Here is a 15385-nt window from a genome sequence, read left to right as displayed (position 1 = left end):
TGCAAGGAGCTGCCATGTCCCGGTGGATATACCGACTCGCCCCGCTTTGCCTGTCCGCGTTTTCCACCCTGACAGTCGCCGCGCCCCCGCGCCTGCCCGCCGATCCGGGCATCGATGGCTTGATGCAGCGCTATGACGGCCAGGTGCCCGGCGCCTCGGTGCTGGTACTGAAGGACGGTCAGCCCGTCTTCCGCCGCAGCTACGGGCTGGCGGTGCTTGAAGACGGCACGCCGGCCACACCGGCCAGCAACTACCGGCTGGCCTCGGTGAGCAAGCAGTTCACCGCCGCGGCGATCCTGCTGCTGGCCGAGGACGGCAAGCTGTCCATCGACGATCCGCTGAAGAAATGGCTGCCCGGCCTGCCGGCGGTGGCCGACATGATGACCCTGCGCCAGCTGCTCAGCCATACCAGCGGTCTGCTCGACTACGAAGACCTGATGGATCCGGCCGACACCCGCCAGGTGCATGACAGCGATGTGCTTGCGTTGCTGCAGAAAGAGAACCGCACCTATTTCACACCGGGCAGCGACTACCGCTACAGCAACAGCGGTTATGCGCTGTTGGCCCTGGTGGTCGGCAAGGCCTCAGGCAGCGATTTCGCCAGTTTCCTGCGCCAGCGCATCTTCTTGCCGCTGGGCATGCGCAACACCTGGGCCCACCAGGACGGCGTGGACGACATCCCCAACCGCGCCTACGGCTACAGCCAGATCGACGGCCGCTGGCAGCGCACCGACCAGAGCACCACCAGCGCGGTGCTCGGCGATGGCGGCATCTATTCCTCCCTCGACGATCTGGCCAAGTGGGATGCGGCGTTGTACGACGAGCGCCTGCTGAAGGCGAGCTCGCTGCAACTGGCCTTCAGCCCGGCCACGAAGACCAGCGAGCCGGACGTGCCGCACTACGGCTTCGGCTGGCGCATCAATGGCGATGCGCTGTGGCACAGCGGCGAGAGCATCGGTTTCCGCAACGTGATCGTGCGTTACCCGGCGCAGAAGTTGACCGTGATCGTGCTGAGCAACCGCAACGAACCCGAACCCTATCCGCTGGCGCTGGCCATCGCCCGCCGCTGGCAGGAGACCACGCAATGAAGCGGCTGTCCGGCATCCACCATGTGGCGATCATCGCTTCGGACTACGCCCGCTCGCGCGATTTCTACACCCGCATCCTCGGTCTGGAGGTGCTCGCCGAGCATTTCCGCGAGCCGCGCCAGTCGTGGAAGCTGGACCTGCGCCTGCCCGATGGCAGCCAGCTGGAGCTGTTCTCCTTCCCCGCGCCGCCCAAGCGCCCGAGCCGCCCGGAAGCTTGCGGCCTGCGCCATCTGGCGTTCCGTGTGACGGCGCTGGACGATGTCGTCGCCCATCTGCAGGCCGAAGGCATCGACTGCGAGCCGGTCCGCGTGGACGAGTACACCGGGCACCGTTTCACCTTCTTCGCCGATCCGGACAACCTGCCGCTGGAACTGTAAGAAACCGCCTGAACCGGGCTGCCGCCGGCCCCCGGCACGGCGCAGCAGTCCCCGCCATCGGAACGCGACCGCCCGGGCGCTGAACGTGTTGCGGCGCGGATTCCGTACGGCGCCGAATGCGGTTACATTCGCTCCCACGCCGGCAGCGCCGGACGTTCAGACGAACCCTGGGAGGGGATACATGCGCACCACGTTCAAAACCCTGTTGCTGGCCCTGCCGCTGATGGCTGCCGCTTTTTCCGCCGGTGCGTCCAACAGCGCCGCCGGGCGCTGGAAAACCATCGACGACGAAACCGGCAAGGTGAAGTCCATCGTCGAGATCACCCAGGCCAGCAATGGCGCGCTCACCGGCAAGGTGTTGCAGGTGCTGCAATCGGCGCAGGGCCCGCACCCGGTCTGCGACAAGTGCGAGGGCACCAACAAGGGCAAGCCGATCGAAGGCATGACCATCCTCTGGAACCTGCGCCCGGACGGCACCAACAAGTGGGCCCGCGGCACCATCCTGGACCCGGCCAAGGGCAAGACCTACAGCTCCAAGGTCGAGCTGGTCGAGAACGGCCGCAAGCTTGAAGTCTCCGGCTGCATCGCCTTCATCTGCCGCACCCAGACCTGGCTGCGCGAGTAAGCCCCCACCCCGGCACCTGTGAACAACCCGGCTGCGGCCGGGTTGTTCGTTTGTGTCATGCGATAATCCCGCGTTCCCCTGCTGCAAACGATGGCCATGACCCGTACCGCGCTCGTCACCAATGCCCTGCCCTATGCCAACGGCCCGCTCCACCTCGGCCATCTGGTGGGTTACATCCAGGCCGATATCTGGGTGCGCGCGCGGCGGCTGCTGGGCGAGAAGGTCTGGTATGTCTGCGCCGACGACACCCATGGCACGCCGATCATGCTGGCCGCCGAGAAGGCCGGGGTGAGCCCGGAAACCTTCATCGCCAACATCCAGGCCGGCCATGAGCGCGACTTCGCGGCCTTCGGCGTGGATTTCGATCACTACGACTCGACCAACTCGGCCGCCAACCGCGAGCTGACCGAAGCGCTGTACGCCAAACTCGACGCCGCCGGCCACATCAGCCGCCGCTCGGTCGCCCAGTTCTACGACCCGGCCAAGGGCATGTTCCTGCCGGACCGCTACATCAAGGGCACCTGCCCGAAGTGCAAGTCGGCCGACCAGTACGGCGACAACTGCGAAGTCTGCGGCGCCACCTACGGCCCGACCGACCTGATCGAGCCCAAGTCGGTGGTCTCCGGCGCCACGCCCGAGATCCGCGATTCGGAGCACTACTTCTTCGAGGTCGGCCGCTTCCAGGACTTCCTGCGGCAGTGGCTGGCCGGTGACGTGGCCCTGCCGGGTGTGAAGGCCAAGCTGGCCGAGTGGCTGGATGCCGAAGGCGGCCTGCGCGCGTGGGACATCTCGCGCGATGCGCCCTATTTCGGTTTCGAGATCCCGGGCGCCCCGGGCAAGTACTTCTATGTGTGGCTGGACGCGCCGATCGGCTACCTGTCCAGCTTCAAGAACCTGTGCGCCAAGACCGGCGACGACTTCGATGCTGTGCTGGCCGCCGACAGCACCACCGAGCTGCACCACTTCCTCGGCAAGGACATCGTCAACTTCCACGGCCTGTTCTGGCCGGCGGTGCTGCACGGCACCGGCCTGCGCGCGCCGACCAGGCTGCACGTCAACGGCTACCTGACCGTGGACGGCGCCAAGATGAGCAAGTCGCGCGGCACCTTCGTGATGGCCCGCACCTATCTGGACGTGGGCCTGGCCCCGGAAGCGCTGCGCTACTACTTCGCCGCCAAGTCCTCCGGCGGTGTCGACGATCTGGACCTGAATCTGAGCGACTTCACCGCCCGCGTGAACGCCGATCTGGTCGGCAAGTTCGTCAACCTGGCCAGCCGCTGCGCCGGCTTCATCGCCAAGCGCTTTGACGGCAAGCTGGCCGAGGCGCTGCCCGACCCGGCCCAGTACGACCGTTTTGTCGCCGCCCTGGCGCCGGTGCGCGAGGCCTATGAGCGCAACGACCCGGCCGCCGCGATCCGCCTGACCATGGCCCTGGCCGATGAAGCCAACAAGTACATCGACGACACCAAGCCGTGGGTGATCGCCAAGCAGGACGGCGCCGATGCCGAACTGCAGGCGGTCTGCACCCAGGGCCTGAACCTGTTCCGCGTGCTGGTGGCCGCGCTCAAGCCGGTGCTGCCGGCCACCGCACAGCAGGCCGAGGGCTTCCTCAACGCACCGATGCGCGGCTGGGGCGATATCGCCACCCCGCTCACCGCCCACACCATCGCCGCCTACGTGCCGCTGTTCACCCGTATCGACCCCAAGATGATTGACGCCATGACCGACGCCTCCAAGGACACCCTCACCGCCCAGCCCACGACCGAGGCCAAGCCGGCCAAGGCCGAGAAGCCCACCAAGGCGGAAGTGAAGACCGAGGCCAAGGCCGAGGGTGAAGCCTCGGCGTATATCGGCATCGATGATTTCGCCAAGCTCGACCTGCGCATCGGCAAGGTGATCGAATGCGGCTTCGTCGACGGCTCGGACAAGCTGCTGCGCTTCCTGCTCGATGCCGGCGACCTCGGCCAGCGGCAGATCTTCTCCGGCATCCGCGGCAGCTACGCCGAGCCGGAAGCGCTGGTCGGCCGCAACGTGGTGTTCATCGCCAACCTGGCCCCGCGCAAGATGCGCTTCGGCCTGAGCGAGGGCATGATCCTGTCGGCCGGTTTCGACGGCGGCGCGCTGTCGCTGCTGGACGCCGATGCCGGCGCGCAGCCGGGCATGCCGGTACGTTGAGGGCAGCGGGCGCGCTTACCCGGCGTGCCCCTCCCGACCGGAGCGGACCATGCAACTGGCCCTGTTCGACTTCGACCACACCCTCACAGTCTGTGACACCTACAGCCGGTTCCTGCGCCGTGTGGCCACGCCCGAACAGCGCGCGCAGGCCTGGTGGCGGATCGGCCCGTGGCTGCTGGCCTACCGGTTGAAGCTGATCTCGGCCGCGCGTATCCGCCGCCGCGTCACCGCGCAGGTGTTCAGCGGCCGTCACGCCGGCGAGATCACCCGGATGGCCCAGGACTATGCGCGCGATCACCTGCACGAGATGGTGCGCCCGGAGATGCTGGAGCAGATCCAGTGGCACAAGGCGCAGGGCCACACGGTCGCGGTGGTGTCGGCCTCCATCGATCTGTATCTGCAGCCCTGGTGCGACGCGCTGGGCCTGCAGATGATCTGCAACCGGCTGGAAGTGCAGGACAACCGCCTCACCGGGCGTTATGCCGGCCACGATTGTGGTCCGCGCAAGGCCGCCCTGATCCGCACACGTTTTGACCTGGGCAAATACCAGCGCATCCATGCCTACGGTGACAGCCGCGAAGACCGGCCGATGCTCGCGCTGGCCCATGAGCGCTGGTACCGCGGCAAGCCGGTTTCCTGATCCATCCTTTCCGCGCAGCCCGATGCCCCGCATGCACGACACCGATATCACCCTGATCGAACGCCTCGACCGCCTGCTGCCACAGACCCAGTGCGGCCAGTGTGGCTATGAAGGCTGCCGTCCGTATGCCGAGGCGATGGCGCGCGGCCAAGCCGGCGTGGATCACTGCCCCCCGGGGGGCGATGCCGGCGCGCGGGCCCTGGCGCACCTTCTCGGCGTGCCGGCGATGCCGTTTGACCGCAGCCGCGGCGAACACAAACCGGCCCAGGTCGCCGTCATCGTCGAGGCCGATTGCATCGGCTGCACCAAGTGCATCCAGGCCTGCCCGGTGGACGCCATCGTCGGCGGCGCCAAGTACATGCACACGGTGCTGGCGGACCTGTGCACCGGCTGCGAGCTGTGCATCCCGCCGTGCCCGGTGGACTGCATCGAGCTGAAGCCCGCCCGCTGAGCAGGCAGCAAAAACGCCGGATTCCGCCGGCGTTTTCGTTTGCACGCAGGAAATACGCCCGCAGGTCTACGGCACCACGGCGGTGATCACGATCTCGATCTTCCAGTCCGGCCGGGCCAGCTTGGCCTGCACGGTGGCACGGGCCGGGGCGGCATCCTTGGGCACCCACGCATCCCACGCCTGGTTCATGCCGGCGAAGTCGGCCATATCGGCCAGGAAGATTTCCGCGCGCAGGATGTGGGACTTGTCGGTCACCGCCGTGCGCAGCAGCTCGTCGATGGCGGCCAGCACCTGCTGGGTCTGGCCGACGATGTCGGCGCTGGTGTCTTCCGGCACCTGCCCGGCCAGGTAGGCCACGTTGTTGTGGATGGTCATTTCCGACATGCGCGGGCCGGTATCGAAGCGCTGGATCATGGGGGGGATTCCTTGCTGTGAGTGTGCGCGCCATTGTGACCCGAACCGGAAGTTTCAGCTGGTTCTTTGCGCCCGGCCCGCCACAGCGCGAGGGCGATCCCCAACAGCCAGCCCACCACCAGCGCGATGACCAGCTTCTGACCCAGCCCGCGCGGGCTGGCCCGCCACAGCACGTGCAGCCACAGTAGGGCAAAGGTCAGCCACGCCCATTCCCACGCCCGTCGATGCAGCCATTGCCAGCGCCGATCGCGACCGAAGCACCAGGCCTGCAGGAGCATCGCCACGGTCACGCACAGGAACGCCGTCTGCGCCGACAGCGCATGCACGAACGGCGCAAGCGTGGGCGCATTGCCGGGCAACCAGCTGTCACCGATCGCCACGCCGGCCAGGCCCAGTCCGGCGACGCCGAACAGCACCGCCGGCAGGCCGCGACGTGCCGCACCATCCATCTGCCGGTACAACATCCAGCCCAGCAGCGTGATCGCCAACGCCAGCAGGCAATAGGCGCTGCGCAACCACAGGCCGTAGGGACCGTGCAGGTACAGACTCAAGGTGGCATGCAGCCAGTCAAGATCGGTACGGACGAACTGCAGCCACACCCCGACGCCGGCAAACACCGCCAGGCCGATCACTACCGTCGCCATCGCCGCACGCTGCACGGGTGCGGGCTGGTCCTGTTCGCCGTCCATCGCTCCGCGGGAATATGCCGCCGGTTGGGAAAGACCCGGCAGTCTATTACCCCGGGCCGAGGCATGACGACACGTCGATGGACAGGTTTGCCACCGTCCTAACACCCACCCGATAGTCTGGTGCGCCCGCACCGGCCCCGGTGCATCAGCCCGACCAGACCTGCATGAGTGAATCAGCTGCCACCCCGGGACCCGCGCTCGAAGGCTGGCGCCGCGCTGCCGCCATCGCCGCCACCCTGGTCATCATGGCCCTGGCCCTGCATGCGCTGGCCGGCGAGTTCGGTGGACACGGCTATCACCAGATCCGCAGCGCCCTACGCGGGCTGACGTGGCCACAGCTGGCGCTGACCACGTTGCTGGGCCTGGCCAGCTATGGCTGCCTGATCGGCTTTGACGCCATCGGCCTGCACCACGCCCCACACCGGTTGCCCGCCTCACGCATCGGCATCACCGCCTTCCTGGCCCATACCACCGGGCAGACGCTGGGGTTTGCCGCACTCACCGGCGGCGCGGTGCGTCTGCGCAGCTACGGCGCCGCGGGCCTGAGCCTGGCCGAGATCGGGCAAGTGGTGCTGATGAGCACGCTGGGCTTCGGATTCGGTGCGTGGCTGTTGTTGGGATTGGCTCTGTGGCTGGAACCGGGGGCAGCGATGCGGGTGCTGCCACTGACCACCGCCACCGTGTCCGGCCTGGGCATCGCCATGCTGCTGGCCTTTGCCGCCCTGCTGGTGCTGGTCGGACGCAGCGGCCGCCGGATTGGGTGGCGGCAGCACCCGTTGTGGATTCCCGACCGCCGCACGGTGCTGGAGATCACCGCGCTGAGCGTGGTCGAACTGTGCCTGGCCTCGGCGGCGTTCTACGTGTTGTTGCCGCCACCGCAGGAACCGGGTTTCATCGGATTTGTCGGGGTGTACCTGGTGGCCGCAGTGGCCGGGCTGATATCCACCGTTCCGGCGGGACTGGGCGTGTTCGAGTGGAGCCTGCTCAAACTGCTGCCGCAGGTGCCGCCGGCGGCCATCCTTGCGGCGGCCGTGGCCTACCGCCTCACCTATTACCTGCTGCCGCTGCTGCTGTCGGCCCTGCTGGCGGGGCTGGCCAGCGCGCGCCGGCCCCTGCGCAGCGGCGCTGGCAGCGCCTGGGCGGTGGTGCGTCCGTGGCTGCCCAATCTGCTCGCGCTGGCGGTGTTCGCGGTGGGCAGCTTGCTGGTGATCGACGGGACCTTGCCGCTACCACGCCACCGGCAGCTGTCCGCCTCGCTGCCGGTGATCGAAACCTCGCACCTGCTGGGCAGCCTGGGCGGCGTGGCATTGCTGCTCATCGGTCAGGGCCTGCAGCGCCGCAGCCATTCGGCATGGCTGCTGGCGTTCGCGTTGTGCACCGTACTGCCGCTGCCGGTGTGGCTGCGCGGCGGGCATCTGCTGGTGGCACTGCTGCTGCCGCTGGCCGCGCTCGCGCTGTGGACCGCGCGCCGCGAGTTCTACCGGCAGGGCGCCCTGCTTGATGAAGCCTGGTCATGGCCATGGCTGCGCAATGTGGCGCTGGTGCTGGCGGCCACCCTCTGGCTGCTGTTCTTCGTCTACAGCCATGTGGAATACCGGAACGAGCTGTGGTGGCAGTTCGCCACCTCCGGCAACGCGCCGCGGGCGCTGCGGGCGCTGCTGCTGGTGTGCCTGGCGGTGATCGTGTTCGGGCTGGCGCGACTGCTGCACAGCACCCGCGCCCCGCTCCCGCTGCCCGACCCCGATGCGCTGGAGCAACTGCGCGACGTCCTGGCCCAGGCCCAGGACACCCAGGCCTGCCTGGTGATGACCGGCGACAAGGCGGTCCTGCGCAGCGAGGCCGGCGATGGCTTTGTGATGATGCAGCGCTACGGCGGCTCGCTGGTGGCGATGGGCGATCCGGTGGGACCACCGGAAGTCGCCCGGAAACTGGTCTGGCGATTCCGCGAAACCGCCGACCGCCTGGGTCTGCGTCCGGTGTTCTACCAGACCGGCGAACGCTACTGGCAGACCTACCTCGATCTGGGGCTGACGCTGGTCAAACTGGGCGAGGAAGCCATGGTCCCGCTGCAGGACTTCAGCCTGGCCGGCAGCGAACGGGCCGAGCTGCGCCAGGCCTGGAACAAGGGCAAGCGGGCCGGTCTGTGCTTCCGGCTGGTGCCCGCGCCGGAGGTGGCGGGCTTGCTGCCGGTACTGGCCGATATTTCCGAGCGCTGGCTCGAGGAAAAAGCCGGCGAGGAGAAAGGCTTCTCGCTGGGCAGTTTCGACCCGGCTTACCTGCTGCGCTTCCCGCTGGCGGTGGTGGAAGCCGACGGCCGGGCGGTGGCCTTCGCCAACCTCTGGCAGGCGCCCGCTGGACGGGAACTGTCGGTGGACCTGATGCGGCACCATCCCGATGCGCCCAAAGGCACGATGGACTTCCTGTTCATCGAGCTGTTCCTGTGGGGGGCGGCCAACGGCTACCGCCGCTTCTCGCTGGGCATGGCGCCGCTGACCGGGCTGGCCGAGCATCGCCTCGCCGGCCGCTGGAACCGCTTTGCCAACCTGGTCGCCCGCCATGGCGAGCGCTTCTATGGCTTTGGTGGCCTGCGCCGGTTCAAGGCCAAGTTCGCACCGGAGTGGCGTCCCCGCTATCTGGCCGCGCCCGGCGGCATGCACCTGCCGGCCGCCTTGCTGGATGTGACCCGGCTTATTTCGCTGGATCCGCAGCGCCAGAAGTGAGTGCCGCCAGACGCTGCAGGATCACCTTGGCCAGTCCTTCGTAATCCCCTTCGAAATGGTGATCGCCGGGCAATTTCACCACGCTGATGCTGTTGGCCGGCAGCTTCGGGCACAGCGCCCCGGCGTCCTCCTGCCCGTAGAGGCACAGCGTACGAGCGGCCGGCAAGGCGCGCATTTCCGGCGCGATGGGCAGACCGGCGTCATCATCGCCGCCCAGCCAGTTGCTGACATGGAACTCGTAGGAGGCGGTGCTGCCCGGCGACATCAACACGGTCATCTCCAGCATCGCCTGCGAGGCCGGAGGCAGGTGGTTGATCGCCGCCGGCAACACGTCGGCCCCTTGCGAAAAGCCGATCAGCAGCAGCCGCGGCCGCTTCCACTGCCGCGCGTAGTGCTGCGCGATCCGGTCCAGATCCGTGGCGAAACCGGCCGGCGTGCGCCGGCTCCAGAAGTAGCGCAGCGAATCCAGTCCCACCACCGGGATTCCCGCCGCCGCCAGCGCACCGGCCACGTCCTTGTCCAACCCGGCCCAGCCACCATCCCCGGAGACGAACACCGCGAACGTATCGTCCTGCCCGTGGGCGGGAACCTCGACCAGCGGCAGCCCGCTCAGATCGGACGGCACCGGCGGCAGGCTGACGCCACGCTGTGCGCCCAGCACCCGGGCCGCGGCCACCTCGCCGGGAATCGCGCTGCCGCTGCGGGTGCGCGCGAAATCGCGGTACAGCGGTATCGCCGTGCGAAAGCCGGTCAGCGCCGCCGCCGGGCAGGCACCGTTGCGGTGGGCGGCGTTCAACCACGGAAACCGCAACGCCTGCGGCACAAGTTCCGCGCGATGGATCGCATCGCCGCAGATCATCGTGGCGATATGCAGTCGCGGGCAGAAGTCCTCGGTCAGCAGACCGGCAAAGATCGCGGAGTCGGCTTGGGTGGCGATGGCATAGGCCAGTGCCGCACCGTCGCCATCACCGCCCAGAATCGGCAGACGGTAGGTCGGCACGTGGAAGAACGCCTGCACGTAGCGGGAAAAATTCTCCACATCGCCGGCGGAGAAACCACAGTCGCCGCCCTCGCTGGCAACCCGCCGGTACAGGCGGCCGGTATCGACCTCCACCACCATCGCCCCGTCTTGGCGCAGCGCCTGCCGCCGCGCCTCACGCTGCGCACGATCGCCATCGCCTGAGAACCACAGCACCACGCGCTGCACCGGGCCGGCGGGCAACCACACCGGCACCTGCTCGAAACGGCCGTGGCTGACGTGCTGCTGCGCCATCGCCGGCACCACCAGCAGGCACAGCAGCATCCCCCAGACAAACCGCCGCGCGTGCGTCATGAGCCACTCCCATCACCGGAATGCGCAGCGTACCCCTGCGCCGCGGAACCGGCTGTCGAGGCGGCGGCTCAGTCCAGCGCGTCGGGGTGGCGCAGCTTCCAGGCCGCCAGCGCCTGCCGGTACTGGTTCAGCTCATCGGCATACAGGTCCAGCACGCACAGCGGACAACCGCTGTCACAACACTCGTTCGGACCGGGCGCCTGCGGAGGCTGCGGACGCGGGTCCGGATCGGGAAGGGGCTGCACGTTCATTACATCGACCACGGGGACCGCACCGGCAATTCGTCAACGCGCATTCTAGCCAGTGGCCGCGCTCAGGCCGTGACCCGGCGCAGGTTGGCGCGCGCGGCCGCGTCGTAGCGGGCATGGAAGAATTCGCTGAAGAAGATGCGCGGCTGCGCCAGCACCCCTTTCAGAAAACGGCGGCGGTTGAGCCGGAACAGGAAGCCGGGCACCTTGCCGCGGTATTCCTCGGCGATGCCGCGGTCGTAGGCGTCGAACACCGCCTCCGGGGCACCGAGGATGGCCATGTCACTGTCCAGGAACAGCGCGGCATCGTGATCGAGATCTGCGCTGCGCACGCTGCCATGGCGCGCGGTCAGTTCGATCAGCGCCATCACCCGCGCCACATCGACATCGTGATCGGCCAGCCAGCGGCCGATCGCCAGCTGCGCCAGTTGCGCCGAGCGCAGCTCGTTGTCGCCACGCCCGGCCTCGTAGATCGCATCGTGGTACAGCACCGCCAGCAGCACCTCCAGCGGCTGCTGCCAGCCGGGCCCGGCGGCGACGTCGCGGTAGTGGTGCAGCAGCGCCTGCACATGGCCGAAGTTGTGATACGCCCGCGGCGGCTGCGCGTAGGCGACTTTGACCTCGGCCAGCAGCGGTGGCGGCAATGACAGCGGCAGCTCTTCCATGACGGCATCTTCGCAGGCCCACGCCCGCCTGCAAGCCCTGGCCTGCAGTCCAGTAGTGATGCGGGCTCAGCCCAGCGGCCAGCAGCCTTCCAGCTGATAGCGGGTCTGCCCCAGGAAACTGCGGACCAACACGAATTCGCGCACGAACCAGCGCTGCGGCTGCACCGGCTGGATCGGCATCCGCCGTTTGTCGTACAGCAGGGTGATGTGCGGGGTGAAACGCGGGTCCGGCTTCCCGCCCACGCCCTGCAGGCAGCGCGCCAGTTCCTGATGCAGCCCGTGCAGCAGTTCGGCGCCGTAGTCGCTGCGCAGTACGAACGGATTCTGCCGGTTGCCGGCAAAGCTGCCGACCTGGTCGAAGCACACTTCGAACTCGGGCATCCGCACCCGCAAAGCGGCCTGCTGCACCTTGGCCAGCAGGCTCGGCGGCAGGCCCGCATAGTCGCCCAGATGATGCAGGGTGATATGCAGGCGCTCGCGCGCCAGCGGGTGCCCGGTCAGACCATGTTCCTCGCGCAACCCCTCGGCCAGCTCGGCAATCCGCGCGGCCGTGGCCGGGTCCGGCAACACCGCGAAGAACAGGCGCTCGGTGGGAATGTCGCTGCCAAGACCCAGCGACAGCTGGGCCTCGGTAGAAGGAAGATACTTCGTCATGATCTGGCGTAGAAAGCCTGCCGGCCCGGGCCGAGCCCTCGCGGCGGGTCAATACTGTCTGGGGCCGCGGATACTAGCAGACCCCACCACCCCCGACCCGCCCCTGATCAATTTTTGACCAACCTTCGGCAATGCAGGTGGCACAAGGCCTGCCGGTGGTTATCCACACCTTTGCCAAGGGCTGGTCCACACCGGTTGTGGATTGTGTGAAAACCCGCCGGCCCGCCTCTCACAGGCCTACACTGGTCGCGCAACAGCAGCCCCCGGGTGATCGCCATGATCGGTTGGAATGCCTTGATCCTGCTTGCCGGCTCGAGCCTGTCGCCGGCCCCTGCCACCGCGCCCCCCGAACTTCCCACACCCACCCAGCTGATGGCCATCCCGGCGGAGCTGCGCGCGCAGCTGCAGACCCGGGTGATCGACACCACGCACTCACCGGAGCTGCGGCTGCAACGGCTGGTCGAACTGGTGTTCCAGCCGGAGGGGCTGGCCCTTCAATACGACACCGGGGCGACGCTGAGCGTGGCCGAGGTCTGGCAGCAGCGGCGCGCCAATTGCCTGTCCTTCACCCTGCTGTTCGTGGCGCTGGCGCGGGAGATCGGGCTGGATGCGCGGATGCAGGAGGTCGGCCAGGTGGTGTCGTGGTACCAGGACCAGGGACTGATCTTCACCGCTGGCCACGTGAATGTCGGCCTGCGCGTGGGCGGACGCCACGCCACCCTGGATCTGGACCAGAACGTGCTGTACGACCGGCGCGGTCCGCGCCCGATCTCTGACCGGCGTGCGATCGCGCACTTCTACAACAACCGGGGAGTCGAGCATCTGGCTGCGGGCGACTATCCCGCCGCGCGCGCCTACTTCGATGCGGCGTTGCAGATGGACCCGCGCTTTGTCGCCACCTGGAACAACCTCGGCGTACTGGAATCGCGGGTGGGCGACAACGCCGCCGCGGCCCGTGACCTGGAATCGGCGCTGGCGATCAACGGCGAACATGCACCGGCGTTGTCCAATGCGGTGGCGCTGTACACGCGCACCGGCGACATTCCCCATGCCGCACGCCTGCAGAAAAAGCTGGACCGCGCCCGCGCACGCGATCCGTTCTACCAGTTCATGCAGGCCACCCAGGCCGAGCGCAGCGGCGACTATGCGCAGGCGATCCACTACTACCGCAACGCCCTGAAGCTGTACGACAACGCGCACCAGTTCCATTTCGGGCTGGCGCGCGCGTATTTCCTCAGTGGCGACAACCGGCTGGCCGAACGCGAGATGGAACGGGCGCGGCAGCTGGGTGACAACGACCGGCAACGCGCGATCTACCAGGCCAAGCTGGACAGCCTGCGACGGCTGCAGGCCCGTCGCGTCTCACACTGAAACGGGAGCTCAGGCCTTGCGCAGGAAGCAGGTCTTCAGCACCAGTCCCTTGATCTTTTCCGAGTTGCCTTCGATGTGCTCGGCGTCATCCTCGACCAGACGGATATTGCGGATGACCGTGCCCTGCTTGAGCGGGATCGAGGAGCCCTTGACCTTCAGGTCCTTGATCACGGTGACGGTGTCACCGGCCACCAGCACATTGCCGTTGCTGTCGCGCACCACCAGCGCGCTGGCAGCCGCTTCGCCCGGCACCCATTCGTGGCCGCAATCGGCGCAGATCCACAGCGCGCCGTCTTGATAGATATTTTCCAGCGAACACTGCGGGCAGGATGAGGTGGACATGGCGACTCCCGGACAACATGAAAGACCGTTCATTGTAGCCGCTCACGCCGCGCTGCCGGCCGCGTAGTAAAGTGCGCGGCCGTTTTGTCCGCCAGCCTTCACGCTTCATGAAACTCGGTATCGATTTCGGCACCAGCAATTCCGCCGCCGCCGCGCTGATCGACGGCAAGGTCGTGCAGGTCAGCTTTGGCCAGGCCCAGCAGTTCCGCACCACGGTGTATTTCCCCGAGGTGATGCGCGACCCCAACGATTTCGAGCTGACGCCCCAGCTGGAGCAGCAGCTCGATGAGCTGATCGAATCCGGCCGGCGCGATGCCCGCGCGGCCGGCCGCGAGCGCGGTTTCGAGCAGCTGCGCAGTGATGCGATCCGCGTCGTGCGCCGGCAGTGGATGGAAGAACGCATCCGCGAGCCGCGCAGCTCCACCGCGCTGCTGCAGAACGCGCTCTATGGCGACGATGCGCTGGAAGCCTACTTCGAGGAGAACGAAGGCAATCTGGTGCAGAGCCCCAAATCCATGCTCGGCTACAACCTGCATCCGCGCGCCCGGCAGACCATCACCGGCATCGCCACCCACATCCTCGAACACATCCGCCTGACCGCCTCCCGGCAGCTCGGCCAGAATGTGCGCAGCGCCCTGCTCGGCCGCCCGGTGCAGTTCCGCAGCTCGATCGGCGAGGCGGGCAACGACCAGGCGCTGGAGATCCTGCGCAGCGCTGCGTTGGCGGCCGGCTTCGATGAGGTCGATTTCCTCGAAGAACCCGCCGCCGCGGCCATGCACTACCACGCAGTCAGTGCGCAGCGGCATGAGGCGGTGATCGTGGACGTCGGTGGCGGCACCACCGATATCGCCCACGCCAGCGTCGGCGGCGATGCCGCCCCGCGGATCCATCGCGCCTGGGGTATCGCCCGCGGCGGTACCGATATCGATCTGGCGCTGAGCCTGGCCAGCTACATGCCGCTATTCGGCCGCGGCATCACCCGGGTACCCACCCATCATTACGTCGAAGCGGCGATGGTGCAGGACATGACCCGCCAGCGCGATTTCCGCCAGCACAACTACGACGCGGTGGAGGCGCCCTACGGCCCGCGCCTGCAGGCATTGCAGGACACCGGTAACACCGCGCGCCTGTACCGTGAGGTGGAGCGCTGCAAGATCGCGCTCAGTGGCGCGGCACACCATGCCAGCGCACTGGATTTCATCGAACCGGGGCTGAGCGTGGAAACCGATGCGCCGCAACTGGCCAGCGCCGCGCGCGGCTATCTGGGTGAACTGGACGCCCTGCTGCAGCAGGTCCGCACCGACATCGGCCACGACCCGACGGCGGTGTTCCTGACCGGCGGCATGTCACGCGCCGGCTACATCCAGCACGCCGCTGCGGCGGCGTTCCCGGCTGCGACCGTGGTCCACGGCGACCCCTCGTTCGGTGTCGTGCAGGGGCTGGCGCTGGCGGCAACCCTGCGCTAGGCGAACAGCGCGGCACCCGCGTCCCGTGCTGGCGGCCCGGTCCGGGGTCATCGACAATCAGCCCTCATCGCATCACGTATTCCCGTGGCGTTGCAGCCACGGCAGCGCGTCACGCAACACAAGGATT

At 67.8% G+C, this 15385-nt stretch carries 16 protein-coding genes; 9 read left to right on the top strand and 7 right to left on the bottom strand.

Translation table 11 applies throughout. The features are described 5' to 3' along the window. Window positions 1–14: 14 nt before the first annotated feature. The 6 genes from ACVOMC_RS06880 to rnfB all read left to right on the top strand — a co-directional run bounded on the left by ACVOMC_RS06880 (window position 15) and on the right by rnfB (window position 5356). Window positions 15–1088: a serine hydrolase domain-containing protein gene (locus tag ACVOMC_RS06880; RefSeq protein ID WP_481523370.1), complete on the top strand. Its 1074-nt coding sequence runs from the start codon at window positions 15–17 to the stop codon at window positions 1086–1088. Next, a complete protein-coding gene (gloA2, locus tag ACVOMC_RS06875; RefSeq protein WP_481523369.1) occupies window positions 1085–1465 on the top strand; it encodes an SMU1112c/YaeR family gloxylase I-like metalloprotein in 381 nt (126 codons plus the stop codon). Before ACVOMC_RS06880 ends, gloA2 begins: the two co-directional genes overlap by 4 nt. Before the next feature lie 181 nt (window positions 1466–1646). Continuing rightward, window positions 1647–2090 (top strand): DUF2147 domain-containing protein, encoded by a 444-nt coding sequence (locus ACVOMC_RS06870; protein WP_054659101.1) that lies wholly within the window; start codon window positions 1647–1649, stop codon window positions 2088–2090. A gap of 96 nt (window positions 2091–2186) precedes the next feature. After that, window positions 2187–4265, top strand: coding sequence for a methionine--tRNA ligase (metG, locus tag ACVOMC_RS06865; protein ID WP_481523368.1), 2079 nt, complete (start codon window positions 2187–2189; stop codon window positions 4263–4265). A gap of 49 nt (window positions 4266–4314) precedes the next feature. Next, window positions 4315–4905 carry an HAD family hydrolase gene (locus ACVOMC_RS06860; protein WP_054659099.1) on the top strand — a complete coding sequence of 197 codons (591 nt, stop codon included), beginning with the start codon at window positions 4315–4317 and terminating at the stop codon, window positions 4903–4905. Between the two features lie 31 nt (window positions 4906–4936). Then, window positions 4937–5356, top strand: a complete 420-nt coding sequence (gene rnfB / locus ACVOMC_RS06855; RefSeq protein ID WP_481523367.1) for an Rnf electron transport complex subunit RnfB — start codon at window positions 4937–4939, stop codon at window positions 5354–5356. A gap of 66 nt (window positions 5357–5422) precedes the next feature. On the opposite strand, the gene ACVOMC_RS06850 is transcribed toward rnfB, so the two are convergent. Both ACVOMC_RS06850 and ACVOMC_RS06845 read right to left on the bottom strand, forming a co-directional pair. Continuing rightward, window positions 5423–5770: a RidA family protein gene (locus ACVOMC_RS06850; RefSeq protein ID WP_054660472.1), complete on the bottom strand. Its 348-nt coding sequence runs from the start codon at window positions 5768–5770 to the stop codon at window positions 5423–5425. Beyond that, window positions 5767–6459 carry a DUF998 domain-containing protein gene (locus ACVOMC_RS06845; RefSeq protein ID WP_481523366.1) on the bottom strand — a complete coding sequence of 231 codons (693 nt, stop codon included), beginning with the start codon at window positions 6457–6459 and terminating at the stop codon, window positions 5767–5769. Before ACVOMC_RS06845 ends, ACVOMC_RS06850 begins: the two co-directional genes overlap by 4 nt. Before the next feature lie 164 nt (window positions 6460–6623). On the opposite strand from ACVOMC_RS06845, the gene mprF reads away from it, so the two are divergent. Beyond that, window positions 6624–9179 carry a bifunctional lysylphosphatidylglycerol flippase/synthetase MprF gene (gene mprF / locus ACVOMC_RS06840; protein WP_481523365.1) on the top strand — a complete coding sequence of 852 codons (2556 nt, stop codon included), beginning with the start codon at window positions 6624–6626 and terminating at the stop codon, window positions 9177–9179. Here the strand turns inward: mprF and ACVOMC_RS06835 are convergent. The 4 genes from ACVOMC_RS06835 to thpR all read right to left on the bottom strand — a co-directional run bounded on the left by ACVOMC_RS06835 (window position 9148) and on the right by thpR (window position 12079). Beyond that, window positions 9148–10512: a virulence factor family protein gene (locus ACVOMC_RS06835; RefSeq protein WP_481523364.1), complete on the bottom strand. Its 1365-nt coding sequence runs from the start codon at window positions 10510–10512 to the stop codon at window positions 9148–9150. The two genes, mprF and ACVOMC_RS06835, sit on opposite strands and share 32 nt — an antisense overlap. 68 nt (window positions 10513–10580) lie before the next feature. Continuing rightward, window positions 10581–10763 carry an oxidoreductase-like domain-containing protein gene (locus ACVOMC_RS06830; protein ID WP_054658784.1) on the bottom strand — a complete coding sequence of 61 codons (183 nt, stop codon included), beginning with the start codon at window positions 10761–10763 and terminating at the stop codon, window positions 10581–10583. Window positions 10764–10825: 62 nt separating this feature from the next. Beyond that, complete coding sequence (locus ACVOMC_RS06825) at window positions 10826–11425, bottom strand: HD domain-containing protein (protein WP_481523363.1); 600 nt, start codon at window positions 11423–11425, stop codon at window positions 10826–10828. A gap of 66 nt (window positions 11426–11491) precedes the next feature. Then, window positions 11492–12079, bottom strand: coding sequence for an RNA 2',3'-cyclic phosphodiesterase (gene thpR / locus ACVOMC_RS06820; protein ID WP_057506132.1), 588 nt, complete (start codon window positions 12077–12079; stop codon window positions 11492–11494). A 276-nt stretch (window positions 12080–12355) separates the two neighbouring features. Between thpR and ACVOMC_RS06815 the strand changes: the two genes are divergently transcribed. Beyond that, window positions 12356–13450, top strand: a complete 1095-nt coding sequence (locus ACVOMC_RS06815; protein ID WP_481523362.1) for a tetratricopeptide repeat protein — start codon at window positions 12356–12358, stop codon at window positions 13448–13450. Between the two features lie 9 nt (window positions 13451–13459). Here ACVOMC_RS06815 and ACVOMC_RS06810 read toward each other — a convergent pair whose 3' ends face one another. Next, window positions 13460–13792, bottom strand: coding sequence for a zinc ribbon domain-containing protein YjdM (locus ACVOMC_RS06810; RefSeq protein ID WP_054658790.1), 333 nt, complete (start codon window positions 13790–13792; stop codon window positions 13460–13462). 107 nt (window positions 13793–13899) lie between these two features. Between ACVOMC_RS06810 and ACVOMC_RS06805 the strand changes: the two genes are divergently transcribed. Continuing rightward, the gene (locus ACVOMC_RS06805) at window positions 13900–15258 is read left to right on the top strand and encodes an Hsp70 family protein (protein ID WP_481523361.1); all 1359 of its coding nucleotides are present in this window, start codon (window positions 13900–13902) and stop codon (window positions 15256–15258) included. Window positions 15259–15385: the final 127 nt, after the last annotated feature.

The sequence above is a fragment of the Stenotrophomonas sp. STEN014 genome (genome assembly GCF_056760315.1).
This window is presented reverse-complemented; position numbering and strand designations above follow the sequence as displayed.

What these genes read in the sequence shown, in the direction of transcription:
- ACVOMC_RS06880 (WP_481523370.1), top strand. Translation starts at nt 15, where the DNA reads ATGTCCCGGTGGATATACCGACTCGCCCCGCTTTGCCTGTCCGCGTTT.
- ACVOMC_RS06815 (WP_481523362.1), top strand. Translation starts at nt 12,356, where the DNA reads ATGATCGGTTGGAATGCCTTGATCCTGCTTGCCGGCTCGAGCCTGTCG.
- ACVOMC_RS06810 (WP_054658790.1), bottom strand. Translation starts at nt 13,792, where the DNA reads ATGTCCACCTCATCCTGCCCGCAGTGTTCGCTGGAAAATATCTATCAA.
- mprF (WP_481523365.1), top strand. Translation starts at nt 6,624, where the DNA reads ATGAGTGAATCAGCTGCCACCCCGGGACCCGCGCTCGAAGGCTGGCGC.
- thpR (WP_057506132.1), bottom strand. Translation starts at nt 12,079, where the DNA reads ATGACGAAGTATCTTCCTTCTACCGAGGCCCAGCTGTCGCTGGGTCTT.
- ACVOMC_RS06860 (WP_054659099.1), top strand. Translation starts at nt 4,315, where the DNA reads ATGCAACTGGCCCTGTTCGACTTCGACCACACCCTCACAGTCTGTGAC.
- gloA2 (WP_481523369.1), top strand. Translation starts at nt 1,085, where the DNA reads ATGAAGCGGCTGTCCGGCATCCACCATGTGGCGATCATCGCTTCGGAC.
- ACVOMC_RS06870 (WP_054659101.1), top strand. Translation starts at nt 1,647, where the DNA reads ATGCGCACCACGTTCAAAACCCTGTTGCTGGCCCTGCCGCTGATGGCT.
- ACVOMC_RS06850 (WP_054660472.1), bottom strand. Translation starts at nt 5,770, where the DNA reads ATGATCCAGCGCTTCGATACCGGCCCGCGCATGTCGGAAATGACCATC.
- rnfB (WP_481523367.1), top strand. Translation starts at nt 4,937, where the DNA reads ATGCACGACACCGATATCACCCTGATCGAACGCCTCGACCGCCTGCTG.
- ACVOMC_RS06845 (WP_481523366.1), bottom strand. Translation starts at nt 6,459, where the DNA reads ATGGACGGCGAACAGGACCAGCCCGCACCCGTGCAGCGTGCGGCGATG.
- ACVOMC_RS06805 (WP_481523361.1), top strand. Translation starts at nt 13,900, where the DNA reads ATGAAACTCGGTATCGATTTCGGCACCAGCAATTCCGCCGCCGCCGCG.
- ACVOMC_RS06835 (WP_481523364.1), bottom strand. Translation starts at nt 10,512, where the DNA reads ATGACGCACGCGCGGCGGTTTGTCTGGGGGATGCTGCTGTGCCTGCTG.
- ACVOMC_RS06825 (WP_481523363.1), bottom strand. Translation starts at nt 11,425, where the DNA reads ATGGAAGAGCTGCCGCTGTCATTGCCGCCACCGCTGCTGGCCGAGGTC.
- metG (WP_481523368.1), top strand. Translation starts at nt 2,187, where the DNA reads ATGACCCGTACCGCGCTCGTCACCAATGCCCTGCCCTATGCCAACGGC.
- ACVOMC_RS06830 (WP_054658784.1), bottom strand. Translation starts at nt 10,763, where the DNA reads ATGAACGTGCAGCCCCTTCCCGATCCGGACCCGCGTCCGCAGCCTCCG.